General features: G+C 73.3%; 15 protein-coding genes. 6 read left to right on the plus strand and 9 right to left on the minus strand.

What is annotated here, in order from left to right:
- Positions 1-184: 184 nt before the first annotated feature.
- Complete coding sequence (locus tag EAO73_RS31190; RefSeq protein WP_147974863.1) at positions 185-1567, minus strand: transcriptional regulator; 1383 nt, start codon at positions 1565-1567, stop codon at positions 185-187.
- A gap of 313 nt (positions 1568-1880) precedes the next feature.
- Here EAO73_RS31190 and EAO73_RS31195 point away from each other — a divergent pair, with 313 nt between their 5' ends.
- From EAO73_RS31195 to EAO73_RS31205, 3 genes are read left to right on the plus strand one after another with little or no spacing between them, the layout of a single operon-like run.
- Positions 1881-2537 (plus strand): bifunctional DNA primase/polymerase, encoded by a 657-nt coding sequence (locus tag EAO73_RS31195; RefSeq protein ID WP_147974864.1) that lies wholly within the window; start codon positions 1881-1883, stop codon positions 2535-2537.
- Positions 2538-2579: 42 nt separating this feature from the next.
- Positions 2580-3410 carry an ABC transporter ATP-binding protein gene (locus EAO73_RS31200; RefSeq protein ID WP_147974865.1) on the plus strand — a complete coding sequence of 277 codons (831 nt, stop codon included), beginning with the start codon at positions 2580-2582 and terminating at the stop codon, positions 3408-3410.
- Positions 3407-5062 carry a transporter gene (locus EAO73_RS31205; protein WP_147974866.1) on the plus strand — a complete coding sequence of 552 codons (1656 nt, stop codon included), beginning with the start codon at positions 3407-3409 and terminating at the stop codon, positions 5060-5062. The genes EAO73_RS31200 and EAO73_RS31205 overlap by 4 nt, the downstream gene beginning before the upstream one ends.
- Before the next feature lie 9 nt (positions 5063-5071).
- Here EAO73_RS31205 and EAO73_RS31210 read toward each other — a convergent pair whose 3' ends face one another.
- Together EAO73_RS31210 and EAO73_RS31215 are read right to left on the minus strand one after the other, a co-directional pair.
- A complete protein-coding gene (locus EAO73_RS31210; RefSeq protein ID WP_147975404.1) occupies positions 5072-5965 on the minus strand; it encodes an alpha/beta fold hydrolase in 894 nt (297 codons plus the stop codon).
- Between the two features lie 507 nt (positions 5966-6472).
- The gene (locus EAO73_RS31215) at positions 6473-7165 is read right to left on the minus strand and encodes a metal-dependent transcriptional regulator (protein ID WP_018519461.1); all 693 of its coding nucleotides are present in this window, start codon (positions 7163-7165) and stop codon (positions 6473-6475) included.
- A 183-nt stretch (positions 7166-7348) separates the two neighbouring features.
- On the opposite strand from EAO73_RS31215, the gene EAO73_RS31220 reads away from it, so the two are divergent.
- Positions 7349-8104: an SIS domain-containing protein gene (locus tag EAO73_RS31220; protein ID WP_147974867.1), complete on the plus strand. Its 756-nt coding sequence runs from the start codon at positions 7349-7351 to the stop codon at positions 8102-8104.
- A 3-nt stretch (positions 8105-8107) separates the two neighbouring features.
- Here EAO73_RS31220 and EAO73_RS31225 read toward each other — a convergent pair whose 3' ends face one another.
- Together EAO73_RS31225 and pdxH are read right to left on the minus strand one after the other, a co-directional pair.
- Positions 8108-9442 carry a PAS domain-containing protein gene (locus tag EAO73_RS31225; protein WP_147974868.1) on the minus strand — a complete coding sequence of 445 codons (1335 nt, stop codon included), beginning with the start codon at positions 9440-9442 and terminating at the stop codon, positions 8108-8110.
- A 360-nt stretch (positions 9443-9802) separates the two neighbouring features.
- Positions 9803-10438 carry a pyridoxamine 5'-phosphate oxidase gene (gene pdxH, locus EAO73_RS31230; RefSeq protein WP_147975405.1) on the minus strand — a complete coding sequence of 212 codons (636 nt, stop codon included), beginning with the start codon at positions 10436-10438 and terminating at the stop codon, positions 9803-9805.
- Positions 10439-10651: 213 nt separating this feature from the next.
- Here pdxH and EAO73_RS31235 point away from each other — a divergent pair, with 213 nt between their 5' ends.
- Complete coding sequence (locus EAO73_RS31235) at positions 10652-11761, plus strand: citrate synthase 2 (RefSeq protein WP_147974869.1); 1110 nt, start codon at positions 10652-10654, stop codon at positions 11759-11761.
- Between the two features lie 222 nt (positions 11762-11983).
- Positions 11984-12643 carry a hypothetical protein gene (locus tag EAO73_RS31240; protein ID WP_147974870.1) on the plus strand — a complete coding sequence of 220 codons (660 nt, stop codon included), beginning with the start codon at positions 11984-11986 and terminating at the stop codon, positions 12641-12643.
- 67 nt (positions 12644-12710) lie between these two features.
- On the opposite strand, the gene EAO73_RS31245 is transcribed toward EAO73_RS31240, so the two are convergent.
- The 4 genes from EAO73_RS31245 to EAO73_RS31260 all read right to left on the minus strand — a co-directional run bounded on the left by EAO73_RS31245 (position 12711) and on the right by EAO73_RS31260 (position 15253).
- Positions 12711-13295, minus strand: a complete 585-nt coding sequence (locus tag EAO73_RS31245; RefSeq protein WP_147974871.1) for a hypothetical protein — start codon at positions 13293-13295, stop codon at positions 12711-12713.
- A 24-nt stretch (positions 13296-13319) separates the two neighbouring features.
- Positions 13320-13865, minus strand: coding sequence for a GNAT family N-acetyltransferase (locus EAO73_RS31250; RefSeq protein ID WP_147974872.1), 546 nt, complete (start codon positions 13863-13865; stop codon positions 13320-13322).
- 66 nt (positions 13866-13931) lie between these two features.
- Positions 13932-14528, minus strand: a complete 597-nt coding sequence (locus tag EAO73_RS31255; RefSeq protein WP_147974873.1) for a TetR/AcrR family transcriptional regulator — start codon at positions 14526-14528, stop codon at positions 13932-13934.
- Positions 14516-15253 carry an enoyl-CoA hydratase family protein gene (locus EAO73_RS31260; protein ID WP_147974874.1) on the minus strand — a complete coding sequence of 246 codons (738 nt, stop codon included), beginning with the start codon at positions 15251-15253 and terminating at the stop codon, positions 14516-14518. Before EAO73_RS31260 ends, EAO73_RS31255 begins: the two co-directional genes overlap by 13 nt.
- Between the last annotated feature and the right edge of the window lie 118 nt (positions 15254-15371).

Below are 15371 nucleotides of genomic sequence, written 5' to 3' on the forward strand. Positions count from 1 at the left end.
GCCCTGTCCGCTCTGTGTCACCGGGACTCCTACGTGTCAACTATGGAATCGTCGGCTCACGCTATCGGGTGGCAGCCGCCGTTCGCCAAGCGCCCGTTGTCCCCCGCCTACCCGTGACACAGGGTGTAACACCACGTCCCCTTGAGACGCAGTTAAGGGGCCGGCCCGCGCACCGCCCGGCCTTTCAGGCCGCCTGGAGCTCCAGGCGCGCGCCGAACTCCCGTACCGCGGGCTCGTCCCCGTACGGCAGCAGACGCTGCTGCAGATCCTCCAGATACTCCGCGCCCCGGCTGGAGCGCACCGTGCCCAGCAGCTCCATCGCCCGCGTCCCCGTGTGGCACGCCTGCTCCACCTCCCGCATCTGCACCTGGGCCGTGGCCAGCAGCGCGAGCCCGATGCCGCGGCGGCGGGCCCGGGACTCCGGATGGCCGTCCAGGGACTCCTTCGCCCGGCGCGCGGCGGCCTCCGCCTGCCCGAGGTCGCGGTGGCAGTGCGCCAGTTCGTCCGCGAGGTAGGCGTGGTCGAAGTGGGCGATCCAGTCCGGGTCGTCCCCGGTGTCCGGCTCGGCCTGCTCCAGGGCCGATTCGGCCCGCCCCACCACCTCCAGGCAGGCACGCGCGTCGCCGAGCAGCGCGTGGCCGCGCGCCTCCGCCGCGTAGAACATCGCCTCCGCGCGCGGCGTGACCCGGCCGCGCGCCCCCTCCTGCGCCGCCCGTGCCAGCTGCGCGATCTCGCGCGGATTGCCGAGCTGGGCCGCGAGATGGCTCATTGAGGCGGCCAGCACATAGCCGCCGTACGCGCGGTCGCCCGCCGCCTGGGCGAGGCGCAGGGCCTGGATGTAGTAGCGCTGGGCGAGGCCGGGCTGACCCGTGTCGACCGCCATGTACCCGGCGAGTTCGGTGAGCCGGGCGACCGCCGCGAATAGCTGACGGCCCGTCGATTCGCGGTAGGCCCCCGAAAGCAGCCCGGACACCACGCTGTTGAGGTAGTGCACGAGCACCGGGCGCACATGGCCGCTGCCGAAGCGGTGGTCGAGGTCGACCAGCGCGGCCGTCGTCGCGCGCACCGCCTCCACGTCCGACATCCCGACCCGGGACCCGGCCGCACGGGCCACCTGCGGGTCCGCCCCGGTGATCAGCCAGTCCCGGCTGGGCTCCACCAGCGCGGACGAGGCAACCGTCGAGCCGGACAGGAAGTCGCGGCGGCCGACGTCGCTGCGCCACAGCTCGCAGACCTGCTCGATCGCCCCGACGACCGTCGGGGCGAACTGCAGGCCCACGCCGGACGCGAGGTTCTTGCCGTTGGCCATCCCGATCTCGTCGATCGTGACCGTACGGCCCAGCTTGCGGCCCAGCGCCTCGGCGATGGTGCCCGGCGCCCGGCCGCGCGGCTGCTGGCCGCGCAGCCAGCGGGCCACGGAGGTCTTGTCGTAGCGGAGGTCGAGGCCGCGCTCGGCCCCCACCATGTTGACGCGGCGGGCCAGGCCCGCGTTGGAGCATCCGGCTTCCTGGATGAGTGCCTGGAGCCGTTCGTTGGGCTGGCGTGCGACGAGAGGCCTGGCTGCCATGTGTGTCCCCCTGAGGCCGCAGTGATCGGTGGACCGGATCACTGCCCGACATATGTCTGAGAAATGCGCCGATTCATCGTGTTGGTCACTTTCTGCGCGACTCACCTCATTCGTCACGGCAGTGTCCCTAGAATGCCGCGCGGACCGCACCGCCCGGATGTCCCGTAACCAGTTACCCACCAGGGGCCCGTGCCTCTCCCGCGCGCCCCCGCCCGTGCACCCGTGCGCCCCGTATGCGGAACCACCGGGACGGCGGCCGTAACTCTTCGTGAAGCCCGTAGTTGAGCCGGTCGTGGAAGAGCCCATCGGAGTCATGGAAGCCGCACAGGTCCCCCGGCAGCGCGCGGAGCAACTGCTCGACGCCGCCGTGCGGTACACGGAGGAGCGACGCTGGGACGTCTGCCCCGGCACCTGGCTGGAGCCGTCCGGCACCGGCCGGCGGTGCTCGTGCGGCGAGGAACGGTGCGGAGCGCCCGGCGCCCACCCCACCGGCGTCGACTGGGCGGACGGGGCCACCGGCAGCGGTGCGGCGGCCCGCCGGCTGTGGACCCAACAGCCGGGCGCGGCGGTCCTGTTGCCGACCGGGCGGACCTTCGACGCCGTCGACGTACCGGAGTCGGCGGGCTTCCTGGCACTCGCCCGGATGGAGCGGATGAGCCTGCCGCTCGGCCCCGTCACCCGCACCCCCGACCGCCGGATGCAGTTCTTCGTACTGCCCGGCGCCGCCGCCAAGACGGAGGACCTGGTGCGCCGGGCCGGGTGGAACGCCGCGTCGATCGGCCTGCGCGGTGTGGGCGAGGGCGCCTATGTCATCGCGCCGCCCACCCGGGTCGGCGGCGTGGGCGCGGTGCAGTGGGCCCGCTGCCCCACCACCGCCAACCGCTGGCTGCCCGAGGTGGAGGAGCTGATCGGCCCGCTCGCGTACGCCTGTGGCCGCGCGAGGGCAGACGCCCGCGACAGCCTTTCGTAGGGTTGCCCCCACGTACGTACGGGGACTGCGAAAGGCGCACACATGCCGGACCGGGCAGAGAGCGACGGAACGGACCGCACGACCGGACCCGGCGTACCGCGGGCGGCGGCGCCCGCGGTACGCGTCGAGGGGCTGTGGAAACGGTTCGGCGAGCAGACCGCGGTCGCCGGCATCGACCTGGAGCTGCCGGCCGGCAAGTTCATCGGGCTGGTCGGCCCCAACGGCGCGGGGAAGACCACCACGCTCTCCATGGTCACCGGCCTGCTCCGCCCGGACCAGGGAAGGATCGAGGTCGGCGGGCGCGACGTCTGGCGCGACCCGGTCGAGGTGAAGTCCCGGATCGGCGTCCTGCCCGAGGGCCTGCGCCTCTTCGAGCGCCTGTCCGGCCGCGAACTCCTCGCCTATACGGGCAGGTTGCGCGGGCTGCCGGGCCAGGAGGTGGACAGCCGCGCGACCCAGCTGCTCGACGTGCTGGACCTGGCGGGCTCCCAGCACAAGCTGGTCATCGACTACTCGACCGGCATGCGGAAGAAGATCGGGCTCGCCGCCGCCCTGCTGCACAACCCCGAAGTCCTCTTCCTGGACGAGCCGTTCGAGGGCGTCGACCCCGTCTCCGCGCAGACCATCCGCAAGGTCCTGGAGCGCTACACGCGGTCCGGCGCGACCGTCGTCTTCTCCAGCCATGTCATGGAGCTGGTCGAGTCGCTGTGCGACTGGGTGGCCGTCATGGCCGCCGGCACCATCCGCGCCCAGGGCCCGCTGGCCGACGTACGCGGCGACGCCTCCTCCCTGCAGAACGCCTTCCTGGAGCTGGTCGGCGCGGGCGACCGCGATACGGGCGAGGCCCTGGACTGGCTGGGCGGCGACCGATGAGCGTGCTCGACGCCCCGGCCGGAACCGGGCCCCGGACGGGCGCCGCCGGACGTGCCGGCGCCCTGATCCCCGTCTTCGCCCGCCTCAAGGTGGCCCTCCTGCGCAACGGGCTGCGGCAGTCCGCCGGGCGCCGGGCCGTCTACCTGATCTCGGTCGCCGGCGCCCTGCTGGTCGCCGCCGGTCTGCTGCTGGGGCTCGTGCTGCTGCGCAGCCACGCGCACGCGGACTCGCTGGTCGTGCTCCTCACCGGCGTCCTGGCCCTCGGCTGGGCGGTGATGCCGCTGTTCTTCTCCGCCGGGGACGAGACCCTGGACCCGACCCGGCTCGTGATGCTGCCGCTGCGGCCCCGGCCGCTGATCGTCGCGCTGCTGGTGTCCTCGCTGATCGGCCTGGGCCCGCTGTTCACGCTGTGCCTGGCGGCCGGCTCGGTGACCGCCCTGGTCGACGGCGCGGGCTCGGTGGTCTTCGCCGTGCTCGCCGTGCCGCTGACCCTGCTGGTCTGCGTGGCCCTGGCCCGCGCCGTCGCCGCCGCCAACACCCGGCTGCTCACCTCCCGCAAGGGCCGCGACCTGGCGGTCCTGAGCGGCCTCGTGATCGCGGTGGGCATCCAGGTCGTCAACTTCGGCGCCCAGCGCCTCGGCCGGTCCGGCGGGCTCGCCCCCCTCGACCCGGCGGCGGACGTGGTCCGCTGGCTCCCGCCCGCCTCGGCCGTCGGCTCCGTGGGCTCCGCCGCCGAGGGGGCGTACGGGCGGGCCGTCGTACAGCTGCTGCTCGCGGCTGCCGCACTGGTCGCCCTCCTGTGGCTGTGGCAGCGCAGCCTGACGAAGCTGATGACCGCGCCGGACGGTTCGACGACCGCCGCCGCCGAACCGGGCCGGCGCGAGAAGTCCGGCCGGACCGGCGGCGGCCTGTGGGCCCTGCTCCCCGAGGACCGCACCGGCACGGTGATGCAGCGGGCCCTGCGGTACGTGGCACGCGACCCCAAGACCAAGGCCGCCTGGGTGACCGCGCTGGCGGTCGGGCTGATCGTCCCGCTGATCAACGCCCTCCAGGGCCAGGGCACGGTGTACTTCGCCTGCTTCGCCTCCGGGATGCTCGGCATCCAGATGTACAACCAGTTCGGCCAGGACACCTCCGCGTTCTGGATGGTGGCCCAGACGATCTCCTCGGCGCGGGACGCGTACCTCGAACTGCGCGCGCGGGCGCTGGCGATTCTGCTGATCACCCTTCCGTACACGGTGCTCGTCGCCGTGGTGACGGCGGCGCTGCTCGGGGACTGGGAAGCGCTGCCCGGGGTGATCGGCCTGTCGTTCGCGCTGCTGGGCGCGATGCTGGCGACGGGCGCGGTGGCGTCGGTGGCCTTCCCGTACTCGATTCCGCAGGAGGGCGCGTTCAAGAACGTGGCGCCGGGGCAGGCCGGTCTCGCCTGGATCTCCATCCTCGGCGGCATGGTCTCGGCGGCCGTGCTGAGCGCCCCCGTGATCGCCCTGACGGTCACCCTGCACGTCACCGGCCGCACGGACCGGCTCTGGCTGCTGCTGCCGGTCGGGGCCGTGTACGGGGCCCTGATCGGCTGGGGCGGGCTGCGGCTGGCGGCCCCGCGCATGGCCGCCCGGCTGCCGGAGATCCTGACGGCGGTCAGCAAGGGCTGAGGGCCGGTCCTACGGGGAGACGGGCTCGCGGTCGTCCTGCGCGTCCTCGGCCAGCTGCTCCAGGAAGGGTTCGACCGCGGCGCGCCAGCCGTCGGGCTGGTCGAAGTGCACGAGGTGGCCGGCGTCGGCCACCTCCGCGTACTGCCCGCGCGGCAGGACCCGGACCATCTCCTGCGCCTCCGCCCGGCCCAGCTCCCCGTCAAGCCCGCGCAGCACCAGCGTCGGGCATCTGACCTGGGCCAGCTCCTCCCAGTGCGCGTCGAACACCCAGGTGGCGCGGGAGGCGAGCATCTGCTTCCGGGAGAACACGGGCCGCCAGCCGTCGGCCCGCTCCGCCATCACCTCGGCGTAGAACGCGGCGCGCGACGGGCTCGGGCGCTCCGTCCAGGGGTCGTCCTCGCCGAACCACCGCCGTACGTCGTCGGCCGAGGCGAACGGGAGCGGCCAGGAGCGGAACCAGTCCTCCCACTCACGCTGCGAGGCCGCGCCGAGGGCGGAGGCGCGCATGTCGCAGATGACCAGCGCGCGGACCAGGTCGGGGCGCTTGGCGGCGAGCTGCCAGGCGGTGAGCGCGCCCATCGAATGGCCGACGAGGGTGACGGGGCCGAGCCCCAGCTGTTCGATCGCCGCCTCGGCGTCCGCCACATAGGCGTCGCGGGTGTAGGGGCCGTCGGGCGGCTTCTCGCTGTCGCCGTGGCCGCGCTGGTCCAGGGCGACCGGGCGGTGCCGTTCGGCGAGCCAGCCGGCGGTGGACGCCCAGTGCGAGGCCCGGCCCATCAGGCCGTGCAGCAGTAAGACGGCGGGAGCGCGGGTGCCGTCCGCGCCTCCTGCGGGCGGCTCGGCGAACTCCCAGGCCGCGAGGCGTACGCCGTTCGTTCCGGTCACATCGATGCGCCGCGCCATAGCTTCTGGCACCCCCTTCTCTCCCTGAGACACCGGGTGGTCCTGTCGGCCAGAGTATCGAACTCCTATTCGAAAACGCGGATCTGCCCGGCAACACCGCTCGTTCGAGTGACGGCCTCCCAGGATTGACGGCGGCGGCTGCGGGGAGATCTTCTCCGGGAGGCGGGCCACTCGGGGATGAGGGCTCGCGGGACCGACCTCGAGAGCTCGGGGCTCCAGGTCGGACACAGGGGAGGACAGGCCCCGGTGCCTTGCGGCGCCGGGGCCATCCGCATGCCTGCGTACGACGGGGCGTACCCGCACGACGGGTGCATCGCAGCTCCCCTCCCCGGCCGCGGCCGGTGGCCGACACGCTCAGCAACCCCTCCGCCACAGCCTGGCACGCGCGGCGCCGACGCGCTGCGGTTCCGTACGGAAAAAGAAAAACCGGGCACCGGCAAGCGCCGGCGCCCGGTCTCCCGAACGCTCCTCGGGACACCCCCGGTCGGGGACCTCCCGAAACGGGTCCTACCGCTTGGCCACGAAGACGTGCGAGGCGACCTCGGAGTCCAGCTCCGCCGCCTCACCGCTGCTGCCGACCAGCACTCCGCCGGGCGACTGCGTCACGCTGACCACCGAACCGGGCTGCACGCCCGCCCGCCGCAGCGTGTACATCAGCTGGGCGTCCGTCTGGATCGGCTCACCGATCCGGCGGACCACCACCGTCTTGCCGTCGCTGCCCGGGTCGAGATCGGACAGGCTCACCATGCCCTCGTCGAGGAACGGATCGGCCCCGGCCTTCTCGCCCAGCTCCTCCAGGCCCGGGATGGGGTTCCCGTACGGCGACTCCGTCGGGTGGCGCAGCAGCTCCATCACCCGGCGCTCGACCGCCTCGCTCATCACGTGCTCCCACCGGCACGCCTCGGCGTGCACCTGCTCCCACTCCAGGCCGATCACGTCGACCAGCAGACACTCGGCCAGCCGGTGCTTGCGCATGACCCGGGTCGCCAGCCGGCGGCCCTCCTCGGTGAGCTCCAGGTGCCGGTCGCCCGCGACCTGCACCAGGCCGTCGCGCTCCATCCGCGCCACGGTCTGGCTGACGGTCGGACCGCTCTGGTCCAGCCGTTCCGCGATCCGGGCGCGCATGGGGACCACGCCTTCCTCTTCGAGTTCGAGGATGGTGCGGAGATACATCTCCGTTGTGTCGATCAGTCCGGACATTCGTGCCCCTCGATGCAGTCGTGCGCTGGCCCTGCACCAATTCTGACGCATCGCGCGCGGAACCGTGCCGCGCGGTGTCCGCCGGGGTCCTGCGGTATTGACATGTCACTGGTCCAGACCGCAACGTGATCGGCGGTACGGACGCCCCATGGTCACCTCACCCCGCCGGAAAGGTCCTCCCCGATGAGCGAAAGCAAGCTGGCCGGTCAGTTCTTCGACGCTGCGATCGGCCTGCTGGGGAGGGTGCGCGACGAGGAGGCCGGGAACATCGCGGCCGCCGGCGCCGCCATCGCCGACACCGTCGAGGCGGGCGGCCGGCTCTTCGCCTTCGGCGCCGGGCACTCCTCGCTCGCCGCGCAGGACGTCGTCTACCGCGCGGGCGGACTCGCCCTGATGAACCTGATGGCCGTCCCCGGCGCCCTCGGCGTGGACGTCATGCCCGCCACCCTCGGCTCCGCGCTCGAACGCGTGGACGGCCTCGCGGGCGCGGTCCTCGACTCCAGCCCCGCCAAGTCCGGCGACGTGCTCGTGATCATCTCGCTCTCCGGGCGCAACGCCCTGCCCGTCGAGATGGCGCTCAACGCCCGCGCGCTGGGCCTGAAGGTCATCGGCGTCACCTCCGTCGCGTACGCGGAGGGCACCCGGTCCCGGCACAGCTCGGGCGGCTTCCTGCGGGACCACTGCGACATCGTCCTCGACAGCAAGATCGCGATCGGCGACGCGGAGCTGGAGGCCGACGGCATCGAGGCGCCGTTCGCGCCCGCGTCGACCGTCGTCACCAGCGCGATCATGCAGGGCATGATGGCCGCCGCCGCGGAACGGCTGCTGGAGCGCGGCATCGAGCCGCCACTGCTGCGGTCGGGGAACGTGGACGGCGGGCACGAGTGGAACGGGCGCGTGATGACGCAGTACGCGGACCGGATCTTCTACCGGCACTAGGCATTACGGGGCGGCCGCGCCGGCCACCTGGTGCAGGTCCACCGACGCCGCCACCCGTGCGGCCACGCTCTCCGCGTACATCGCGTCCGGGCGTTCGAACGCGGCCCGGTGCGCGGAGCGCAGGAACGTCACCACGCCCAGGGTCCGCCCCCGGCTCCGCAGCACCGCGCACAACGCGTGCACCGCGTCGGCCGGCCACTGCCGCCGCCGCGCCCACTCGCCGTCCGTACGCCCGGCCCCCGCCGAGGTCCGCACCGAGCCCGTGCGGTCCACCGCCTGGAGGGCCGGGTGGCCCGGCGCGTACCGCAGCGGGATGCCGCCGCCGGCCACCGGCAGGCAGGGCCCCGGCGCCTCGGCCGGCGTCGCGGCGGCCCGGACCAGCCGCTCCCCCGCGACGAGGTCGACCAGCACGTGATCGGCGAACCCGGCCAGCGCGAAGTCCAGGGACGACGTCGCCGCCTCCATCGGGTCCTCGCACTCGGCGGCCGACCGCGCGGCGCGGTGCAACTGGTTCGACCGGAAGCGCAGCCGGTCCGCCTCCTGGGCCGCGAGCTTCGCCGCCGTGACGTCCTGGAAGACCCAGCCCGCGCCCAGCGGCACCGGCTCCTCGGTGAGCGGCGAGGCCAGCCGCAGGAACCCGCTGCGCCAGCACCGCCGGCGCGCGCCCTCACCGCCGCGCAGGGTCACCCACAGCTCGGCGGGCGCGTCCGGCGCACCCTCGGCCAGGACGTGCTGGAGCGCGCCCTCCAGCTCCTCCACCCCTTCGGCGATCAGCTCACCGAGGGGCCGCCCCAGCAGGGTCGTACGCCCGCCGCCCAGGGCACGGGCCGCGTGCGCGTTGACGACGGTCGGGCGCAGGTCCACATCCACCAGGACGACCCCCCAGGAGGCGTCCTCGAACAGCGCCTCGCTCAGCGCGATGGCCCGTTCCAGGTCGATCTGCGCATGGACCTCGCTGAACGCGCAGTACACCCCGGCGGCCCTGCCGTCCGCGCCCCGGACCCCGGCGGACTGCGTACGGACGAGGACCCGGCCCCCGTCCTTGCGCAGCAGCGCGAACTCGTGCACCTGCCGCCCCGGCGCCCCCATGACGGCCATCAGCCGCCCCTGCACCTCGTCCGCGTCGGCCCGGCGCACGGCCCACCCGGCCAGTCCGGGCCGCCCCACGGCCTCCTCGGCGGACCACCCGAGAACGCGCTCGGCCTCGCGGTTCCAGTGGGTGACGGTGCCGTCCGCGTCGAACGCGCAGAGCGCCGCGTCCATCCCGTCGAGAAGAGCCGCCAGCAGCTCCGCCCCGGGAATGGCACCGGCCGTCCCCCTGCTCGTGGAAGCACTCATCCCGGACCCCCTGCGAGACGTGTCCGCCATAGCCGCACGTCAGCCCATTGAACTCGAACGTGACCCAGCCCACAGCGACTTCCCGGAAATCGTTCCCCCGTTAATTCGGTTGTGCGGGCCCGCAGGGGGCTCCTAGGCTGATGCCAGCGAAGAAAGGAGGTGTTCCGGAAGTGATTTCTTCTCGGACTCGTGAGGTGGCTGCGGGCTGACGCCCGTTGTCGCGCTCTTTGCAGTGCAGGCCGGTCATCGGCCAATCCCAAGCAGTCACCGACCCGCAGGCTCGCCGGTAAGTCCGGCCGGCTCCTCCGCAAGGAGGGACCAGAGCTTGCGGGTTCTGCTTTTCTCAGGCCCCGTGAGGCTTCACGGGCACAGGCGCTCCACGTGCCACTTGGGGGTCTCGTCGCCCTCGCGGACATAGCGCAGCCGGTCGTGGAGCCGGTTCTCGTGGCCCTGCCAGAACTCGATCGTGTCGGGGACGACGCGGAAGCCGCCCCAGTGCGGGGGCGCGGGGACCTTCTCGCCCTCCGGGTAGCGGGCCGACAGGTCCTCGTAGTGCCGGATCAGTTCCTCGCGGCTGCCGATCACCTTCGACTGGTCGCTCGCCCAGGCGCCGAGCTGGGAGCCGTGGGGGCGGGTGCGGAAGTAGGCGACGGTCTCCTCGCGGGCGACGCGGGAGGCGGTGCCGGTGACGATGACCTGGCGGGCCAGCGGATGCCAGGGGAAGAGCAGCGAGACGTGCGGGTTCGCCGTCAGTTCGCGGCCCTTGCGGGAGCCGTAGTTCGTGAAGAAGACGAAGCCGCGTGCGTCGTACATCTTCAGCAGCACCGTGCGGGAGGAGGGGCGGCCCTCGGGGGTCGCCGTGGACACCACCATGGCGTTCGGCTCGTGGAGCATGCCGCCGGCGGCGACCTGGCGGAACCACAGGGCGAACTGGTCCATCGGATCGGGCGCGAGCGAGTCCTCCGTGAAGGACTCGGAGCGGTACTGCTCGCGCATCGCGGCCGGATCGGTGGTGGAATCGGAGGAGGAGTCTGCGGTGGGCACGGGGCCATCCTGCCGCAGCGGCCGGACCGGCAGGAGGTCCGCCCGCCGTTGCGTGGGGTACGGGTGGCTGTGCGAGACGTCACCTTCCCGGCCCCGGTGGAACCCGCCAGTATCGGGGGTGGGTCTCCGGGCCCGCCGCAGCCGTCGATCCGAGGGAGCCGCCTGATGTCCGACTTCGTACCCGGACTCGAAGGAGTCGTCGCGTTCGAGACGGAAATCGCCGAACCCGACAAGGAAGGCGGTTCGCTCCGGTACCGGGGCGTCGACATCGAGGAACTCGTCGGCCACGTCTCCTTCGGCCATGTGTGGGGGCTGCTGGTGGACGGGGCGTTCAAGCCCGGTCTGCCGCCGGCCGAGCCGTTCCCGATCCCGGTGCACTCCGGTGACATCCGGGTCGACGTGCAGGCCGCGCTGGCCATGCTCGCCCCGGTGTGGGGGCTGAAACCGCTGCTGGACATCGATGCGGAGACCGCCCGCGAGAACCTGGCGCGGGCCGCCGTGATGGCGCTGTCGTACGTGGCCCAGTCGGCGCGCGGGCAGGGCCTGCCGATGGTCCCGCAGCGCGAGATCGACAAGGCGGAGTCCGTCGTGGAGCGGTTCATGATCCGCTGGCGCGGCGAGCCGGACCCGCGTCATGTGAAGGCCGTCGACGCGTACTGGACCTCGGCCGCCGAGCACGGCATGAACGCCTCCACGTTCACCGCCCGGGTCATCGCCTCCACCGGCGCCGACGTGGCCGCGGCGCTGTCCGGCGCGGTGGGTGCCATGTCGGGCCCGCTGCACGGCGGCGCCCCGTCCCGGGTCCTCGGCATGATCGAGGAGATCGAGCGGACCGGCGACGCCACGGCGTACGTGAAGAAGACGCTGGACCGCGGCGAGCGGCTGATGGGCTTCGGCCACCGGGTCTACCGCGCCGAGGACCCGCGCGCCCGGGTGCTGCGGCGTACCGCGGAGGAACTGGGCGCGCCCAGGTACGAGGTGGCGCGGGCGCTGGAGAAGGCGGCGCTGAAGGAGTTGCACGCGCGCCGCCCGGACCGGGTGCTGGCGACGAACGTGGAGTTCTGGGCGGCGATCATGCTGGACTTCGCCGAGGTGCCGGCGCACATGTTCACGTCGATGTTCACGTGTGCCCGTACGGCGGGCTGGTCGGCGCACATCCTGGAGCAGAAGCGCACGGGCCGTCTGGTGCGTCCGTCGGCGCGTTACGTGGGTCCGGGTGCGCGCAGCCCCCGCGAGATCGAGGGGTTCGGGGAACTGGCGGACCTCGGGAACTGACGCTGCCGGACCGAGGAGCGGCGGGTGCGGCCCCCCTTGCGGGGGCGTCGCACCCGTCGCTCACCTGTGCCGTGCCTGTGGCGAGCCTGTGCCATTCCCGCCTCAGTCTGGGATGGGCTCGCGGCGCGCCCCGGTGACGTACCACCGGGCCCGCCTTCTCGGTCCAGTTGTTGAACGTTCCGGCTGTCGTACAGGGCAGCCCTCACTGCCAGTTAGGTCGACATGACACACAAGGGACGCATCGTCTCCGCAGTTGCCCTCACCGCCCTGAGCCTCGGGCTCACCGCCTGCAACGACGGCGAGGACGGGGCAGCGGTACAGGAATCGCCTTCGGCCTCCGCCCCGGCGTCGCCGGACCCGGCGTCGTCCGACGCGGGCAGCGAGAGCCCGTCCGCGGACCCGAGCGAGGGCGGCGGCGCTCCGGCCGGCGGCGAGGTCGCCGCGCCGGGCACGAAGGTCAAGGTCGGGGACCGGGCGGTCGTGCCGTTCTCGTACGGGACCAGCAAGAAGGGCACCGTCGCCATCACGGTCACGGCGATCGAGAAGGGCGCCGAGGCCGACATGGCGCCGTTCGGTGACAAGGCGAAGGGCATGACGCCCTACTACATCCGCATGAAGGTGGAGAACGTCGGCGGCACCGACCTCGCGTACTCGTCGCTGCGGCTGCGCGGCAAGCTGGCGGACGGCAGCCCTTCGGGCGTCATCCTGATCGGCGATCTGCCGGGCAAGTGCGCCAGCGAGACGGCTCCCCGCGGGTTCGTCACCAAGGGCGCCTCGTACGAGACCTGCTCGCTCGCCGCCACGAAGACGGACCCCATCGCGGCTGCCGCGTTCGAGGAGGGTGACGCGTACAGCGACAGCCCGGTCCTCTGGACCAACTGACCGCCCGTTCCGGTGCGCGCGCCGGGCAGCCCGTCCCCGACGGAGTGCCCGGCCGCCCGCCCGGGGGTTACAGCTTGCCCTGGAGCAGCACCGTGCGGTGGCCGCCGAGTTGGTGCCCCAGGTCCCGGACGAAGGCGGGCGTCAGTTCGGCCCAGTTCCAGAAGGTGAATCCGAGCCGCCCGCAGGCGAAGTAGTCGTCCTCCCAGGTCCACCGCTCGATGGAGGAGGCCCGGGTGCAGGCGGGGCAGGTCACCAGTCCTTCGCCGCCCTCGATCCAGTCGTCGAACGTGCCCGCGAACGGGTCCCAGGCGTCGTCGATCGGCTGCCAGGTCTCGTCCACGAGGCGGATATCGCCCTCGCACAGCGGGCAGACCGCCGCCGCGACGTCACCCTGGCCGCTGTCGAAGACGGTGCGGCCGGTCGCGACGGCGAGGCCGTTCGTCCAGAGGTCGACGGGCGCCGGGTCCTCGACGGCCTTCGCGTAGTGCGGGCCGGGCGGGTACCCGTATCCGCCGCCGCCCAGCACGCAGTCGGTGCGCGCGGCCTCGACGATGCCCTCGGCGACGAGCCGGGCGAGGACGCGGTCGCCCAGGGCCGGCGCCTCCTCGTCGGTCGCGTCGAGATCGACGACGGTCTGGAACCAGTCCCCCATGTGCGTGTCTCCCGGTAGGTGTCGTCAGGCGCGGTCGAGCGCCCAGGTCTGGAGGGCGTACGGACGCCCCTTCTCCTCGCCCTCGATGAGGGGGACGCCGAGCAGCCGGAAGCCGGTCGCGGAGGCGACGGCGACGCTGGCCGCGTTCTCGGGCTCCAGTTCCAGGATGACCCGGTCGGCGTCCAGTTCCCCGAAGGCGTACGCGGCCATCACCCGTACCGCCCGTCCGGCGAGCCCCTGTCCACGGTGGGCCGGCCCGACCGCGTAGCCCAGCTCCGTGCCCTCGGGGGCGCGGCGGAGCATGACCTCGCCGAGGGGTGCCCCGCCGTCGAGGGTGATGGCGAGCAGGACGGCCGTGCCGTCGGCCCGCAGCTGCCGGGCCCGGTCGAGCCGGGCGCGGGCCGCCGTGTCGTCGAAGGGCGAGACGATCGGTGTCCAGTACGCGATGTCGGGGTGGTCGAACAGGTCGGGCATCGCGGCGAGGTCGTCCTCGGTCCAGTCGCGCAGCACGAGCCCTTCGCCCGTGAGTTCGATGTGCTCGGGGAAGGGGGGCGTGGCGCTGGTGCTCATGCGGGGACCCTATCCGTGCGTTCCCCCGGCACCAAGGCGTTTGCCGTACGCCCTCGGCGGAGGAGGTCAGTCCAGCGCCGCGTCGAGGAGCGCGGCCCACTGGGCCACGACCTTGCGGCGGCGGGCGGTGTCGTCGGTGAGGACGTTGGCGAGGCCGAGGCCCCGGGCCATGTCGAGCAGCCCCTGTACGGTCTCGCGCACGCCGGGCCTCGTCTCGTCGGCGCGCAGGAGGTGGACGGCGATGCGGTGGGTCTCGCGGCCGACCCGCGCCTCCAGTTCGGTGACGCGGGGCCGCAGTTGCTCCTCGTTGGAGGCGGCGACCCAGAGCTGGAGGGCGGCGCGGAAGAGGGGCCCGGTGTAGAGGTCGACGAGGGCGGCGACGACGGCGGCGCGGTCCTGGTCGGGGACGGCGCGCAGGGCGGCGGAGCGTTCCTCGGCGACGTATTCGACGGCGGCGGTGAACAGGTCCTCGCGGGTGGGGAAGTGGTGCTGGGCCGCGCCGCGCGAGACGCCCGCCCGTTCCGCGACGACGGCGACGGTGGACCCGGCCCAGCCGTGCTCGGCGAGGCAGGCGACCGCGGCTTCGAGGAGGCGGCGGCGGGTGGCGCGGCTGCGGTCCTGTTTGGGGCCGGTACTGCTGCCGCCCGGTGTCACAACGCCCATGCGGGGTCCCGTCGTTCGAGGAAGGCCGTCATCCCCTCCTGGGCCTCTGCGGAGGCGAAGAGCTGGGCGGAGCGGGCGACGAGGTCTTCGGCGTGCTGGTCGAAACTCTGCAGCACAGTAGCCGTGACCAGCGCCTTGGAGGCGGCCAGCCCCTGCGGCGAGGCCCGGCGCAGCCCGTCCAGGACGGGCCCGAGCGCGTCGTCCACGTCGTCGGCGGCCAGCGTGACCAGCCCGATGCGGGCGGCCTCGTCCGCGTCGAACCGCTCACCGGTCAGGTAGTACCGGGCGGCGGCGCGCGGGTCGGTGCGCGGGAGCAGCGGCATCGAGATCACGGCGGGCGCGAGGCCGAGCCGCGACTCGGTGAGCGCGAAGGTGGCCCCGGGCCCGGCCACGGAGATGTCGCACCCCGCGAGCAGCCCGAGGCCGCCGGCCCGGACGTGTCCGGTGACGCGGGCGACGACCGGCTTGGGCAGGGCGACGATCCGCCGCATCAGGGCGACGAACGCGTGCGGGTCGGCCGGGGCGCGCAGGTCGGCGCCCGCGCAGAACGTGGTGCCGGCGTGGGTGAGGACGACGGCGCGCACGGAGGCGTCGGCCGCGCATGCCTCCAGCGCGTCGGCCAGCTCGGCGACGAGCCCGGCGCTGAGGGCGTTGCGGTTGGCGGGCGAGTCGAGCGTGAGGGTGGTAATGCCGCGGGTGTGGGTGGGGGGCGCGAGCTGACTCATCCGCTGGGTCTCCTTCTCGGCCGGCATGTGGGGACGAGGGTGGCACCGGAGGCAAGAACAATCAAGCGCGCTTGCATGATTTTACCTACGGCGGAAGCGGGGCGGGGCGGCACGGGGG

Source organism: Streptomyces sp. col6, assembly GCF_008042035.1.
Classification (GTDB): domain Bacteria; phylum Actinomycetota; class Actinomycetes; order Streptomycetales; family Streptomycetaceae; genus Streptomyces.